At 39.8% G+C, this 15,078-nt stretch carries 15 protein-coding genes; 10 read left to right on the top strand and 5 right to left on the bottom strand.

The features are described from left to right. The first annotated feature begins 128 nt into the window (after positions 1 to 128). From ACWPVZ_RS05040 to ACWPVZ_RS05020, 5 genes are all read left to right on the top strand, one after another. A complete protein-coding gene (locus ACWPVZ_RS05040; protein WP_070575402.1) occupies positions 129 to 356 on the top strand; it encodes a Blp family class II bacteriocin in 228 nt (75 codons plus the stop codon). 17 nt (positions 357 to 373) lie between these two features. After that, entirely contained in the window at positions 374 to 775 is a 402-nt protein-coding gene (locus tag ACWPVZ_RS05035) for a hypothetical protein (protein ID WP_070575405.1), read from the top strand. Between the two features lie 283 nt (positions 776 to 1,058). Next, positions 1,059 to 1,226: a hypothetical protein gene (locus tag ACWPVZ_RS05030; protein ID WP_002884432.1), complete on the top strand. Its 168-nt coding sequence runs from the start codon at positions 1,059 to 1,061 to the stop codon at positions 1,224 to 1,226. A gap of 329 nt (positions 1,227 to 1,555) precedes the next feature. Continuing rightward, positions 1,556 to 1,957 carry a hypothetical protein gene (locus ACWPVZ_RS05025; protein WP_454381213.1) on the top strand — a complete coding sequence of 134 codons (402 nt, stop codon included), beginning with the start codon at positions 1,556 to 1,558 and terminating at the stop codon, positions 1,955 to 1,957. Positions 1,958 to 2,724: 767 nt separating this feature from the next. Further along, positions 2,725 to 3,024 (top strand): bacteriocin immunity protein, encoded by a 300-nt coding sequence (locus tag ACWPVZ_RS05020; RefSeq protein ID WP_049545907.1) that lies wholly within the window; start codon positions 2,725 to 2,727, stop codon positions 3,022 to 3,024. Positions 3,025 to 3,222: 198 nt separating this feature from the next. Here ACWPVZ_RS05020 and ACWPVZ_RS05015 read toward each other — a convergent pair whose 3' ends face one another. Further along, the gene (locus ACWPVZ_RS05015) at positions 3,223 to 5,490 is read right to left on the bottom strand and encodes a Xaa-Pro dipeptidyl-peptidase (protein ID WP_414340920.1); all 2,268 of its coding nucleotides are present in this window, start codon (positions 5,488 to 5,490) and stop codon (positions 3,223 to 3,225) included. Positions 5,491 to 5,610: 120 nt separating this feature from the next. Here ACWPVZ_RS05015 and gla point away from each other — a divergent pair, with 120 nt between their 5' ends. After that, positions 5,611 to 6,477: an aquaglyceroporin Gla gene (gene gla, locus ACWPVZ_RS05010; protein ID WP_037602504.1), complete on the top strand. Its 867-nt coding sequence runs from the start codon at positions 5,611 to 5,613 to the stop codon at positions 6,475 to 6,477. Between the two features lie 89 nt (positions 6,478 to 6,566). Here the strand turns inward: gla and ACWPVZ_RS05005 are convergent, their stop codons facing one another. After that, a complete protein-coding gene (locus tag ACWPVZ_RS05005; protein WP_316714805.1) occupies positions 6,567 to 7,238 on the bottom strand; it encodes a CPBP family intramembrane glutamic endopeptidase in 672 nt (223 codons plus the stop codon). Positions 7,239 to 7,411: 173 nt separating this feature from the next. Between ACWPVZ_RS05005 and ACWPVZ_RS05000 the strand changes: the two genes are divergently transcribed. The 3 genes from ACWPVZ_RS05000 to ACWPVZ_RS04990 are packed head-to-tail and all read left to right on the top strand — an operon-like array spanning position 7,412 to position 9,772. Next, on the top strand, positions 7,412 to 8,167 hold the full coding sequence (locus ACWPVZ_RS05000) for a CppA family protein (RefSeq protein WP_022495893.1): 756 nt from the start codon (positions 7,412 to 7,414) through the stop codon (positions 8,165 to 8,167). Continuing rightward, entirely contained in the window at positions 8,167 to 9,114 is a 948-nt protein-coding gene (locus ACWPVZ_RS04995) for a serine hydrolase domain-containing protein (RefSeq protein ID WP_148512869.1), read from the top strand. Before ACWPVZ_RS05000 ends, ACWPVZ_RS04995 begins: the two co-directional genes overlap by 1 nt. Next, positions 9,098 to 9,772, top strand: coding sequence for a hypothetical protein (locus tag ACWPVZ_RS04990; RefSeq protein WP_398581429.1), 675 nt, complete (start codon positions 9,098 to 9,100; stop codon positions 9,770 to 9,772). Before ACWPVZ_RS04995 ends, ACWPVZ_RS04990 begins: the two co-directional genes overlap by 17 nt. 16 nt (positions 9,773 to 9,788) lie before the next feature. Here ACWPVZ_RS04990 and ACWPVZ_RS04985 read toward each other — a convergent pair whose 3' ends face one another. The 3 genes from ACWPVZ_RS04985 to pflB all read right to left on the bottom strand — a co-directional run bounded on the left by ACWPVZ_RS04985 (position 9,789) and on the right by pflB (position 13,683). Further along, positions 9,789 to 10,241, bottom strand: coding sequence for a GNAT family N-acetyltransferase (locus ACWPVZ_RS04985; RefSeq protein ID WP_316714801.1), 453 nt, complete (start codon positions 10,239 to 10,241; stop codon positions 9,789 to 9,791). 85 nt (positions 10,242 to 10,326) lie between these two features. Next, positions 10,327 to 11,109, bottom strand: a complete 783-nt coding sequence (locus ACWPVZ_RS04980) for a carbonic anhydrase (protein ID WP_316714799.1) — start codon at positions 11,107 to 11,109, stop codon at positions 10,327 to 10,329. Between the two features lie 261 nt (positions 11,110 to 11,370). Further along, positions 11,371 to 13,683 (bottom strand): formate C-acetyltransferase, encoded by a 2,313-nt coding sequence (gene pflB / locus ACWPVZ_RS04975; protein WP_004183340.1) that lies wholly within the window; start codon positions 13,681 to 13,683, stop codon positions 11,371 to 11,373. Positions 13,684 to 13,950: 267 nt separating this feature from the next. Here pflB and dinB point away from each other — a divergent pair, with 267 nt between their 5' ends. After that, complete coding sequence (gene dinB, locus ACWPVZ_RS04970) at positions 13,951 to 15,057, top strand: DNA polymerase IV (RefSeq protein ID WP_175057761.1); 1,107 nt, start codon at positions 13,951 to 13,953, stop codon at positions 15,055 to 15,057. Positions 15,058 to 15,078: the final 21 nt, after the last annotated feature.

The raw sequence follows: 15,078 nt of genomic DNA, 5'->3' as shown, positions 1-15,078 counted from the left end.
AAGATTTCTTAAAAAGCAAAATCGAGTAGTGACATTTATGTCACTACTTTTTTGTCGGCTTGCAACCTATAATAAAACCATAGCTTGAGAGAAGAAGCTAAAAAATAATATTTTAGGAGGTTGTTAGAATGACAACACAAACAATTAACACTTTTGAAACACTCGATCTCGAGGCACTTGCAAATGTTGAAGGTGGAAAAGTCAATTGGGACCGTTTATCTAGTAGCGCTAGTGGTGCTGCTGAGGGAATTTATTTCTGTGCCGCATCAGGTGCTCCACTCTTTACGCTTGCACCTTATGCTATTGTAGGGTGTGGAGTTGTCGGAGCTGGTCTTGGTTATGCTTTCCCACATTAATTAAAAATTTACTAATTATGAAACTACAAAATAATAATGCAGTAGCATTACAGTTATTAAGACTAGGAAGTGCTGCAATAGTTGTTCTTCTCATTAATTTAGGTTTTTACCTTTATGAAAAAGTGACTCCGGTATGGATTCTGTTTGGATTAGGCTTGCTTACTATATTCGTAGGAGTGATCAACATTATTTTTTACCGGTTATCAAAAAAACAATCAGTAACAAAAAGCTATTTGACGCTAAAACAATCATTTGGTATTTTCCTTAGTGTTTCATTGTTTGTCTTGTGTGTCGAGTTTTTCAAACTACTAACACTAACGGACTTTACGGATCGCATTGTATTATTTATTTTAATGCTTTTATTGATTTTATTTGATATTCTTACTTATTTTCAAGTTAAAAAATATTTCAAAAGATAAAAGGTATCCATACTCATGACTAAAAAACGCCTAGTGTCTCTAATGATGTCTATGGGCTTCGTCCTTGTTGCCTTACATAACTTGGAAGAAAAACTGAGTTTTGGACTTCAATGCCTAAATCTTATTGGGCTATGTCTATTTCTCTTTCTTATGTGTACGATTATCAAGGATATAAGGTCAGACAAGTGGTGACATTTATGTCACTACTTTTTTATCGGCTTCCAATCTATAATAAAACTCATAGCTTTGCACAGAAAGCTAAAAACACTTTAAGGAGAAAAGTATGTTTAAAAACTCAAAACCGTATTTACTGGCTACCATTCTCATCGGAATGGGCCTCGCTAATCTATTTAGAAGTTTGGATGCAGTCCACCATACCATTAACTTGTTGGGGCTAACCTTGCTTCTTTATAGTCTGCTTTTTAAAAAATGGGCACAGTTTAAAAAGTAACCTTTTGCCCCTTTGAGCGTGAGGTGCTTGCAAATGCTTATTTCTGATGTTCCCGAAGTAAAATTATTCTTGCTAATGATAGCGGAGATTGTATTATATTTGATTGCATATCTTTGTAATAGAAAAAACAAAGATATGTATATTCGCCTATTTAAAGTATCGGTACTAATGACGCTATTGCATTACATCTCCAGTAGAATGTAATCGCTAAGGACTTACTTGAGATCTTACAGCAGTATAAAAAAATACAGAAAGGAATAGCGTTAAATGTAATAGCTTATTCGGTTTACAAGACTGACTGAGGTTATTCATAGCTTAAGTGTTTTATCATGAAGTTAAAGAGTATTAGTTCGAGAGTATTGCGATTTTTTAGGACCATCACTGCTGTATTGGCAGTCTTCCTTATAAGTACCAGTATTTCTCTCTACAAAAGTAAGACTTCGCCAGAGATTTGGTTAGCAGTCGGAGCACTTGCTTTAGTAGTCATTTTTGTAAATGGACTGCTCTACCGTTTGCTTAAGAAGCGTCCCGATTCAGTAAATCCGTTAATAATATGGCAGTTCTTCATTGTCTTTCTGGTCATCTCATTTCTAGTGCTTTGTGTAGAGTTTTACACCTTACTAACATTCAGTGATACCACAGACCGTATAGTACTAGTCGTATTAATGCTTTTGTTAATTCTCTGTGATTTTCTAGCTTACTTGCAAGTCAAAAAATATTTTAAAAGATAGAAAATATAGTAACCATTTGTGACATTATTCAATTTACGTTGCATAAAGTGCATAAAAGCGCTATAATAAGAAAGTGATTAATGAAAAATGTGAAAATTAGAGTAGGATTTCTATGGCTTGACGGATATTCTTCTATCGTATAGACAAAACTTGCAAGGTCTGGGTCTTCAAAATATGTCATGAAAGGAGGATTACTATTGGAACAATCTGTTTTTTCTAGAAAATACATAATATTTATCCTACAAGTTATCTTGGCTGTCTGTATTCAATGTGTGATAACATTTTTCTGGCATCAAGAAAGAACATTTTTATTTTATACCTTGTCACTTTATGTTTCTTTATCGTTCTCTGATGATCTTAGTCAGCTGATTTTTAGAAATGAGAAGTGATGTATTTGTTTTAAGCAGCATGGAAAGTGACAGATTCGTGTCTTTGGCCATGCTAGATTCAGAATAATAGCCAATCATTTCTATGATAATACCTTATAATTTGTTTAAATGGTCCTAGCAAAAAGGAGCAAAAATGGTGATATTACAAAAAAATAGTTCTGCTGTGTTACGTTCTTTACGTGTCGTATCAGCAATCCTAGGAGTAGTCATTGGGAATATAGCTTTAAATACTCTATCTAGTCAGCATCCAATCTGGATTTGGCTACCATTTAGGACCTATAGCCACTTTTTGGGACACTGGCTTTTATATGACTATCAGGGTGCTATACTAAAGATGTGATTGAAAAATTAGTTGAAAGAAATAAGGAGGTTTTCTTAATGACAGGACTTAAATGGTTTGCAGGAGGCAAAGAGAGACGAGAACAAGCAGTAGCTATCATCGATGAAGTAATTGAAACTATTGGAGATAAGCCAGATGATTATGCTGATTTGAAGCAGGTCCTACACTCCTACCGAACGGAACTTTCAGACTCTCGTTCAGCCACTCCCTATATCTTAAGCAGGATGTCACTGGAAATATCCGAAGTGGTCAGAAAAGACCAGCTAACCTTGTCTCCCTTTATCGAGGAGCGAATGGCAGAGTTGCGAAAATTGCTAGCGATTCGTTATGGCTATTGATGTCATTAGGGAGGATTTCTTGGTTTTAAGGTTGAGTTGTCCATTGAGAATTTGTCTTGTTCCACTGTCTTGGCTACATCATTTGTTTAAATGATATTAAATGAATCGTAACAATTGAAGATTAAATCTTGTTTATTTCCACACAATAAAAAAATCCCATGGGAGTTCTCATCCTATGGGAATTTTTTGCGATAAAGATTAATAAGGCAATGTCATTTGACTTTGGCTTAGGTCCACAGTTAATTCGTAGTCACTATTGTCACGAATGGTGTGCTCAAAGTCTGTGGTATAGAGAACGAGTCGGAGTTTGTCGCCCTTGTTGAGTTTGTAGATGGTTGGTTGTAAGTCCAAACCGATAGTCATCCATTCATTTGGCGTAACATCTTCAATGGTAAGAAGGTCTTTACGATTTTGCAGGTTAAGGTGTCCTTTGGTAATGACACGGTATTTGGCCTGCTTGAATGGCAATTCACGTAAGGCTTCTTCCTTGAAGAGACGGCCGTTATCTAGATTCATGCGTTTGAGTGCGGGAATAGGTGCGAGATACTTCTTGTCACCCATTTCTAGAACTTGGGCTGAAATGAGACCACGATTTGTGCTAGATTTAACTTTGAGCTCTAGATGGACACGACCATTAATCTTGATGTCTTGATCCAGTTCAAAGTCTAGAGTGATGGCATTGGCTTTATCCACAAAGAGGTCGTCTTTGAAGCTTTGGTAAGTCTTACCGTATTTGGCAAAGGTTTCCTCTTCATAATGGTTAGCGATACTAGCTTCAGCCTGACCAAGCTGAATGTGTTTAGCATTATCATGACCAAAGTTATCGAGAACTTCCCAGGTCTGTTCAGACTGGTTGTTTTGCCAGATAACAGTAGGAAGTGTGTAGCTGTTATCTAAACCAAGGAGTTTCTGACAAATCAAGGCGTTCATGCTTTCTCGGAAGTCAATAGACTGCCAAGCATTCATGTAAACGTGGGCACCATTGTGGAAGAAGAGGTGTTTTTCAAGAGAGTCTGGAAGAGCATTGAACATTTGATAGACGTTAATCGGTTTGACATTCCAATCCTGACTACCATGTGTAAAGACAACAGTGGCTTTGACACGATCTGCGAATTGCACATAGTTACGGTCATGCCAGAACTGGTTATAGTCCCCATGCTTACGATCAATGGCTTTGCTTAGCTCTTTGAGGTAGGTCTCATAGTCTTTTTGGTGGCGTAGGTATTCTCCAGCTAATAGGGCACGAGAATAGGTAAATTCAGTCAAGGTGTCGAGATCTTCACCAGGGTAGCCTCCAGGGCTGACGAGGAGCCCATTTTCACGATAGTAGTCGTACCAAGAAGAAATACCGGCTTCAGCAATAACCATTTCCAAACCGTCAACGCCAGTTGTGGCTAGGGCGTTGGACATGGTACCTAAGTATGAAAGTCCAGTAGTAGTCACCTTACCAGAAGCCCAATCAGCAGTGATTGTATGCTGTCTGCTACGGCTAGTAAAGGCGCGTGCACGACCATTGAGCCAGTCGATGACAGCTTTATAGGCCAGAACCTGTTGATAGTCTCCAGAGGTCATGAAACCTTCTGAGTTGAAGGTACCGACACCGGATACATAGATAGAGGCCACACCACGAGCTAACATGTAATCGTTGAGTGTGTAGGTATCTGTGTGAGCAAAACGCTCCTGAGCTTTTGTGACAGGATTGATAGGCGTAAGGTCTGCCTCTGGTACCTTGATTTCAGGTTGTCTAAGAGAGATTTCACCTGCTGGTTTGACGAGCAAGTCTCCCTCCATCTTGTGGGTGAGCTTATCTGAAGCAGGCTCATTAGTCCCTTGTTGATAAGGACTTGCGGTCATCATGGCTGGAACTGGGAAGTCTACATTAGGACGTAAGATAGTCACCTTGACCAAGTCTAACTGCCCGTCTTTATCAGTATCTACAGGTGTTTCGACATAAACCACTTCACGGTGAAGCTGATTAGTGTCAAATGTTGCTAAGCTCTTACCATTAAAGAAGACGTAGTCATTACTTACAGGGATTAAATCCTGAGCTACTAACTGATCAATTAAGGTATTGCCAGACTGTGTGCGTGTCGCCAACAATTGATGAAGGTTGTTAAGACTACCATCAAAAGTGATTGGAAAGGCCATTTTCTCTAGGAAAGCAGCACTGTCTGTAAAGTCCACATTAGGGACAAATCCTAGCAGTTGAAGGGCTACCAAACCAAAGACTTCAGCAGTCAAAGGACGGTCTGATTGGAAAAAGGTCAGGAGGTCAGTCTCTGTATCGGCAATCCAATTTTTCAAAGCTAAGTCGGTGTCTTCAAAGAAGAGGAAGGACTTGCGAACAAAGGCCTCAAAATTGGCTTTGGCACTAGCATCTAGAGAGACTTCAAAGCCCAAAGAACGAAGTTCCTGACAAGCTATTTCAGGACTAACTGGGATGTAACTAAACTGATTAAATTTCATATTCAAAAACCTCAAAAATAATACGTAAACATTTCAGAAATATCTTTACATCAGACATTATACTTGATAAAATGATAGATGTCTAAATTATTGTAAAATCGAAAGGAAATAAAGAGACAAATGAATGATTTTCTAAAAGAAGCGTTCACCAGTGAATGGGTTTTGAAATACCTCACTGAGTTTATCGCGACTGCTTTTCTTGTAGCCCTTGGTAATGGTGCTGTTGCCAACGTTGAGCTTAAGGGAACAAAAGGTAACAAATCTGGTTGGATTGTAATCGCCTTTGGTTATGGTTTTGGTGTTATGATGCCAGCCCTTATGTTTGGTGATGTTTCTGGTAACCACATCAACCCTGCCTTCACACTTGGACTTGCTGCATCTGGCTTGTTCTCATGGGTAGGTGTTCCTGGATACCTTATTGCACAACTTCTTGGTGCCTTTGTAGGTCAAGCTATCGTGGTTTGGGTTCACCAACCTTACTATGTACAAACTGAGAACCCTAACAATATTCTTGGTACCTTCTCAACGATCTCAGCAGTTGACGATCATGATGATACTCCAGAAAATCGTAATCGTGCATGGGCTAACGGTTTTGCCAATGAGTTTGCAGGCTCATTCCTTCTCTTCTTTGGTGCCCTTGCCTTGACTAACAACTACTTTGGTCACAAATTGGTCTCACAAGCAGTCCAATATGGGTATGATAAAGAAGCTGTAACAGGCCAAATGGCGAATGGATCTCTTGCTGTAGCTCACATTGGTGTTGGTTTCTTGGTTTGTGCCTTGGTTCTATCATTTGGTGGACCTACAGGACCAGCCCTTAACCCAGCCCGTGACTTGATGCCACGTCTTCTTCACCACATCTTGCCAACATCAGTTCTTGGTGAGCACAAAGGTGATTCTAAATGGTGGTATGCTTGGGTTCCAGTTGTAGCTCCAATCCTTGCAGGAATTTTGGCTGTATACTTGTTCAAAGCCCTCTACCTTTAATCAATAACAAAAAATCTGAAGTTAGTGCTTCAGATTTTTTTATGCTTAAAATTTTGAACGTAACAAAAAAACTGAGAAAGCATTCTCAGTTACATAGGAGTAGTCATAACCAGAATTGTAGCACCTAAGGTGTAAAGGTTCCACAAAACATGAAGTGTGATACTTGTAGATAAGTTCTCTCTTTTTTGGTAGACCATAGAGAGGGCCAAACCCATTCCGATATAAAGGAGGAGATGGGCAAGATTGGTAGGCATGTGGAAGAGACAAAAGAGACCGGTACTCACTAAAACAGCAACTGTCGAATAAGGAGACAACCAAGTGAAAATCCACTTACGAAAGAGCAGTTCTTGTAAGAAGGCTGTAGTCATCATACCAATCGCTACTGGTAGGATAGGCGTTGTCGTAAGGGTTCTTTGAAGTTCTGCATGGTAGTTGGTGTGAGTCAGTAGCATAAGATTGCTCCCAATAACTCCCATCAGAAAAATAAGCACAAAGCCCCAGATAATAGCTTTAGTATCCTTTCGGTCTAGTTTAAAGCGAGTAAGCAAACCTTCATTTTTAGCCCAAAGATAGGTAATATAAAAAATAATGAGATTGACAGCGATAATTCCCCAGCTTTCAAGGCTAGTGAAGGTCAACCCAGTCTGATTGTTATATGACGTTGTCATACCTAAAGCCAGGTTTGGGATAGCTATCATCAGCAGTAAAAAGAGTCCCTGATAGGTATGTCTAAACGCCAAATGATTGACGAGAGTTTTCATAGTCTCTATTATACTCTAAAATGAGGAAATAGCTAGTCCTAAGGTAAATATAATATAATGATTTTCATAATTTATGTGAAAGAATGTGAAAAAATTACAATCCTGTTTTTTCTTAGGAAAATCCTTGTCACACAGGCTCTTTTCGGATAAAATAGAAAAGAATGGAGGTTGTCATGACGCAATCAGGGAATTTTAAGTTTCACACGCCAATCTTTCGTGTGAATAACAGACAAGAAAATATTGATTTTTACCAAAATACATTAGGATTTAAGCTTTTGACTGAGGAAAATGCCCTTGCGGTCTTCACAGATTGGACAGACCGTAACTCACTTTTTGTGATTGAGGAGTCACCAGCTTACCGTTGTCGTGCAGTTGAAGGCCCTAAGAAAATTAATAAAGTGGTTATCAAGGTTTCAGATCCACTTGAGATTGAGTACCTTTTGGCGCGTGATGATCACCAAGCCAAGGCTATTTTCCAAGGGGAAAAAGGGTATGCTTTTGAAACAATCTCACCTGAGAATGGTCTTATTTTGATGCATGCCGAAGATGACTTGTCTACTCTCAAGACAGTCGAGTACGCAGATGTTGAAGAAAAAGAAGATTTCAAAGGAGTGTCAGACTTTACGGTCGAGTCTTTGACCTTGAACGTTGTTGATACAGCTCAAGCAGCTTTCTTTTACGACAATCTTTTTGGTGAAGAATTGCCTTTGTCTATCCACTTTGAGAAAGCAGAAGGTCCTGACCTCCAAGTGAGTCCAGACCAGACTTGGGATTTGGAAATTCTAGAATTTAAGGTAGCTGAAGACTACGACTTGGTTGCCTTGCATGAGAAACTTGAAAAGGAACAGTTCTCAAGTTATCTAGATACTAAAGAAAGCCTACTCGCACTGACTGATATGAGTAATATTGAGGTTTGGCTAACAAAATAATGACTAATTTTAAACAAACATTGTCAACAATTACAGACTACATCAAGGCTGACATCTTCCCGGGTGCCAGCCTTGCACTTTATGACGGACAAGATTGGCAGGAGAATTATCTAGGAACTCAGGATGGAAATATTCCGGTAGTTCCAGGACTGACCTATGATCTAGCTAGTGTTTCCAAGGTGGTAGGAGTAGGGACCCTCTGTCTTTTCTACTTGCAGGCGGGAAAATTGGACTTGGACGAGAAACTATCGACCTATTATCCTGCAGTAGTGGATAAGACGCTAACCCTTCGTCAGCTTCTTTCTCACAGTAGCGGCATTGATCCTTTTATTCCAAACCGTGATGAGTTAGACCAAGCTGGCTTGATTTCTGCTATTAATGCCATCAAAGTTAAGGATGATAAACCTTTCTTGTATACCGATATTAATTTTATTCTCCTAGGCTTGATGCTTGAGAAAGTCTCTGGACAAACACTGGATAAGCTCTTTGACAGCGAAATTTTTCAACCTTTTGGTATGACTGAAACACGGTTTGGGCCAGTTGAGGTTGCTGTTCCAACTGTTGAGGGAATTCCGGGAGGAACTGTTCACGATCCCAAGGCTCGAGTGCTCAAAGAGCATACAGGTTCAGCAGGCCTCTTTTCAACCCTAAAGGACTTGGAAATCTTTGTTGACCATTATTTGACGGATGATTTTGCTAAAAATCTGACGCAGAATATCAGCCAATCCAATAAGGAACGTAGTGTCGCTTGGGACCTCCAAGGCGATTGGATTCTTCATACTGGTTATACAGGTACCTTTGTGCTTATCAATATCCCAGCTCAACGTGCAGCTATTTTCCTCAGTAATCGTACTTACTACAAGGATGAGAGAGCTCAATGGATTAAAGACAGAGATGTTTTAATTGAGATAATGAAAAAGGAGCTGATTCGTGAAACGGTCGAGTAGACATTCTAAGGAAAGCAAACTTGTCCCTTGTTTTTTGAGTCTCCTCTTTTGTGTGCTTAACGGGAGTAGTCTCTTTGTCTGTGGTATGTGTTTTGGGGTGATGGTCGACTTGTTGGCATTTGATAAAGATTCCTTCTATTTAGGTGTTCTTGTATTTTCTTGTATAGTAGTCCCTATAATCGCTTCTTCTTATATCTTGATAAGAGAGATACTATACAAATTGATTCATTGCCTTGGTTATCGTGCCCAACCTGATTTGAAAGTCATTCGTATGAGGAGAGGATTTGATATTCACTTTCCTGTATTTGAAAAGTACGGTCAGGACTATAAGTTACTCTACAAGAAGCGTTCCAAGAAGCTTCAAATAGGGTATTTGCTTATATGTTTAGGATACTTTAGTGGACTTAGCCTTATAATGATTACCTTTACAGTTCTATTGAGAGGACTGTTTGAGCTCCTAGAACTAGAATCAAAACTGTCATCTTCTGAATATAAACAATTTCTTGGTTTTTTGGTCTGCATGGGAGTGTTTGTCCTTCTTTTTAAAGGGCAGAAATACTGGAAAAAGATCGCAGAGACATTAAAGAAAAGAGAATATGTATCAGTTCTTGCTGTTGAGCATGGCTATCCTATATTTGCGACAAAAGAAGAAGCTTAAGCAGTTGACCTACTGCTTAAGCTTTTTTACTTAGTAATGATTTTTCAACAGTAATGTGTTGGATACCAGCCTCTTCAAAGATTTTACCGACTTCCTGATAGCCATTATTGAGGTAGAACTTAAGTGCCCCGAGTTGAGCATGGAGAGAAATAGTCTGGAAGCCTTGCTCTTGTGCAAAATCTTCAGCTTCTTTTAGGAGAATGCTCCCCAGACCTTGACCTTGGTAGGCATCGAGCACCGCCATACGTTGGAGGGTAAGCTGAGTCAAATCTTTATTAGGCAGTAGGCGTACGGTTGCTGCAGCCTTGTCTTTATCATCGTATAAAACAAAGTGAATACAGTAGGCTTCATTTGCGTCAATCTCGATGGAGTGAGGAACTCCTTGGCCCTTAACGAAAACGGTGTTTCGAATAGCCACAGCATCTAGATAAGTCTCTGAAAGTGTATCTCTTGTATGTTTGATAATCATAGGACCAGTGTAACAAAGTCTATAGCTAATCGTCAACGAAAAAAAGCTCGATGAGAGGAGTAGTCATCAAGCTCTTTATCTTGTTTTATTCTTTTATCTTTCGACCGTTTGTATCTTGGATAGGACGGTTATTTTCAAATCCAAGGGTTTGAGTGAATTTCTCCACTTGTTCCTTGCTGACAGTTTCTTGATTCTTGAAGACAATCCAGTTAACACCTTCAGTACATGGAGGTGTTGTTAGGGAACCTTCAAAGTTGTAGTAGTCCTTGTCTTCAGGATAGAAATCATCAAGTGAGATGGCCTGAGAAAGCTCAGTTTCAGTATTGGCCGCCTGAGGCATTTTGTCCCAGATTTGTTTTAAGGCTTGATTTTCATCGCCATAATTATAGAGAACTGAGATAACTGTGATTTTCCCATTATCTGTCTTATATACGAAGTGCCCCTCTAGGGGATAAGTCTGACCATCAATTTCATTCTCAGCTGGTGCGTGAAAATGGAACTGTTGCAACTTGTAAACTTCGTTACCAATCGTTAGGGTATTCTTTGGATTTTTAAAGCTGACTTCAATAGTATGCCCGTTATTTTCAACTTGAGCTTCTGATTCTTGATTATTAAGGATTAGTTCAGGAAGATCAACGTCCTCAGCTCCGGTGATATTGATCGGAGATTGTTCTTTACCATTTTTGCTGAGTTCATAATCTTTCGAAAGGTCACCCCAATGGTCTGGACCAGTAGAGCCAGTATAACCCCATTGAACGTCCTTGGACTTTGAGTTTTTGGTTTTTGTCTCGGATTGGCAGGCTACGAGTAGGACTGTACTTGCTACGAGAGCTACTAATCCAATTAGCTTAAAACTTTTCTTATTCATTTATCCTCCTTATACTCTTTGGTCATATAACAATGGTAGCTTACGTGTTATTATCAACTATCCATCTGATGTAATTGAGTATCGTTTCTCTAAGGTGCTTCTGAGAGTGAAGTGTTTGGAGAAACCAAACGGAAACGCTTTTATTTTATAGCTAATCTGAGAAAAAGTCAAATGTAAATTATAGTAGATTTAGAAAAATGTAATGAAAACAAGTGTTTTAAAAAAGAAAAGAACTCGCAATTGCGAGCTCTTTATTCGTTTTTATCCCAAAGCGTCGTCCATTGAAAGAACTTCGTGGAAGACACGTTGTGTCAATTCAGTTTTTTGTTCTGGAGTGAGGTATTTAGTGTTTACACAGTATCCAGAGATACGTACGATAACATCTTCACCGCTCATGATCTTTTCATAAACGTCTGACAAGTCCATTACGTTCAAGTTAACGTGTTGTCCACCATTTTCGAAGTATCCGTCGAGGATAGTTACGAGGTTATCAACTTGTTCGTCGTGAGTCTTACCAAGGGCACGAGGTGATACTTGAGTAGTAAGTGAGATACCGTCAGCTGCATAACCGAAGTCAAGGCTTGCAAGTGAGTTCAAGTTTTGCAACCATCCACCTTTAGCTTTGTTAGATGGGTTAGCACCTGGTGAGAAGAATTCCAATTTAGACAAGTTCACTGAACCATCTTCGTTGAGGTATACCCCTTTGTGAACTGGAGAGTTACCAGTTTGTTTAGAGTAAGCAACGTTAGAAGTGATTGTAAGAAGTGAAACTGTAGCTTCTGCATCTTTGTAGAGTTTGTGGCTACGAAGACGAGTAGTGTAAGCTTCAATCAACCATTCTGCCAATTCGTTTGAACGTGGGTCATCTTCACCCCAACGTGGGTATTCACCGATTGTTTCGTAGTCGTAGATGTAGCCATCTTCGTCACGGATTGGTTTAACTGTAGCGTATTTGATTGCTGCCAATGTATCAACAGTATTTGCGAAACCACAGATACCGAATCCCATGTTAGCACGTTGTTTAGTTGGCAAGAAGGCCATTTGAACAGCTTCGTAGTTGTACTTATCAGTCATGTAGTGGATGATGTTAAGGGCATCTACGTAAGTGTCAGTCAACCAATCAAGAGATTTTTCGAAGTTAGCTTTAACAGTGTCAAAGTCAAGAACTTCATCACGGATTGGATCGATGTCAAATACTTTGTAGTCTTTATGAACATCGTCGTAACCACCGTTCAAACCAGTAAGAAGGGCTTTAAGTACGTTAACACGAGCACCGAAGTATTGGATGTTGTGGCGTTGTTCTTCGTTTTCTGGGTCAAGTGGTGATACACAACATGAGATACAGCTCATTTCACCGTATCCGTCTTTAGCCATAGTAGTCACACCTTCGTATTGGATAGAAGAGTGCTTGTGGCTCATGTGCATACAGTAGCGACGGAATGAGTAAGGCAATTTGTCAGTCCAAAGAACTGTCAAGTTTGGTTCTGGAGAGTTACCGATGTTGTCAAGAGTGTTCAAGAAACGGTAGTCCATCTTAGTAACACGGTGACGTCCGTCAGCACCCATACCAGCCATTGAAGTTGTGATGAATGTTGGGTCACCTGAGTACAATTGGTCGTAAGCTTTTGTACGAGCAAACTTAACTGTACGAAGTTTCATAACGAAATCATCAACGAATTCTTGGATTTCTGATTCAGTGTAAGTACCACGAGCAAGGTCACGTTCTGCGTATACGTCAAGGACGATTGGCACACGACCAAGTGAAGTAGCGGCACCGTTGATGACACGACATACTGCCATGAAGGCGATGTTTGTCCATTGGATAGCTTCTTTAGTATCGAAGGCAGGACGACGAACATCTACACCGTAAAGGTCACCAAGGCGAACGACATCTTGAAGTGCTTGGTATTGAAGGTTAACTTCTTCACGAAGACGGATAGTTTCTTCGTCGATTTCTTTAATAGCATTCCAGTCGTTAACTTTTTCTTGCATCAAGTAGTCAGCACCGTAAAGGGCAAGACGAGCGTAAACCCCGATGATACGTCCACGTGAGTAAGCATCTGGAAGACCAGTAACTGTGTGAGCGTGACGTGCACGACGGATGTTTGAAGTGTAAGCACGGAAGATACCATCGTTAACTGTAGTCACGTATTTTGTGAAAATTTCGTGTACAGCTGGGTCTGGTTCATAACCGTGTTCTTTCAAAGCAGTTTCCGCCATACGGATACCACCTTTAGGCATGAAGTTCAATTTGAAGAGTTCATCATTTTGGATACCATAGATAAGTTCATCTTCTTTTGAAATGTACCCTGCGTCAATGTCAGCAATTGAAGTTGGACGAGTATCCATTGGGAAACGTCCTTCAGCTTCATAGCCTGCTTTAGTTTCATCTACGATTTTTTTAATTTTTAGAGAGCGTTCAGTTGGTCCTGCAAGGAAGCTTTCGTCACCATCATAAGGTGTGTAGTTTGCTTGAACGAAACGTGAAACGCTAGCTTTTTCTTTCCAGTCAGTACCTTTAAAGCCTTCCCACGCTTTTTCAAAAACATCTGTGTTAGTTTTAACCGTTGCCATAGTTTGGATCTCCTATAATTCTAGTAACAAAATCATCTGTTACATTCTCTAGAAGTATTCTATCACACAGTAAACGCTTACACAACTTTAAAACTCCATTTTTAGAGACATTCTTTTATAATACAGTTTTGAAAACGACAAATCTGTATTATAAATTTCTGTTTTTTGATAGATTTTGGTATCATAAGGGGAGAATGCTTTGTAGTTCCAAAGTTTTATGTGAAAAGCTTTACAATGAGATAAATCTGAGAAAGGAGGCAGGGAGCCATGTTAGAGTTTCCTCTAATAAATGATACCAGTCGGAAAATCATCCATATTGACATGGACGCCTTTTTTGCTCAGGTCGAGATGAGGGATGACCCCAGTCTTAAGGACAAGCCGGTTATTATCGGTCATGATCCTAGAAAAACAGGGGGACGTGGTGTGGTATCAACTTGTAATTATGAGGCTAGAAAATATGGTGTCCATTCAGCCATGTCTTCTAAGGAAGCCTATGAACGTTGTCCTAATGCTGTCTTTATCTCAGGAAATTATAGCCATTACCGAGAGGTAGGGATGCAAATTCGTGAGATTTTTAAACGCTATACTGACTTGGTTGAGCCTATGTCTATCGATGAAGCCTATCTTGATGTGACGATAAATAAACTTGGTGTCAAATCGGCGGTTAAGGTAGCCAAGCTTATCCAGTATGATATCTGGCAGGAACTTCACCTGACTTGTTCAGCGGGCGTTTCCTATAATAAATTTATCGCCAAACTAGCCTCTGATTTTCAAAAGCCTGCTGGTTTGACGGTGGTACTTCCAGAGGAGGCTCAGGAATTTTTGGAAAAGCTCCCTATTGAAAAGTTTCATGGGGTAGGTAAAAAGTCAGTTGAACGTCTTCATGACATGGACATCTACACCGGTGCCGATCTTCTGAAGGTTCCTGAGATGGCTCTGATTGATCGTTTTGGACGTTTTGGATTTGATCTCTTTCGAAAGGCTAGGGGAATTTCCAATAGTCCTGTTAGGCCCAATCGTGTCCGTAAATCTATCGGAAGTGAGCGAACCTACGGCAAGCTTCTTTATAATGAAGATGACATCAAGGCTGAGTTGACTAAGAATGCTAGGCGAGTAGCTGAAAGTGCTCAGAAAACTAAAAAAGTCGGTCGAATTATTGTCATCAAAGTCCGTTATTCGGATTTCTCAACCTTAACCAAGCGTATGACCTTGGACAAATCGACCCAGGATTTCGACACCATCGAAAGGATTGCTCATACCATTTTTGATCAACTGGAGGAAAATAGCAGTGGTGTTCGTCTCTTAGGTGTTACTCTGACAGGTTTGGAAGACCAAGAGGGCAGGCAGTTAGATTTGGATGATTTGGAGTCATGATATAAAAACAATATAATAGGT

This window comes from Streptococcus sp. Marseille-Q6379 (assembly GCF_965119505.1).
This window is presented reverse-complemented; position numbering and strand designations above follow the sequence as displayed.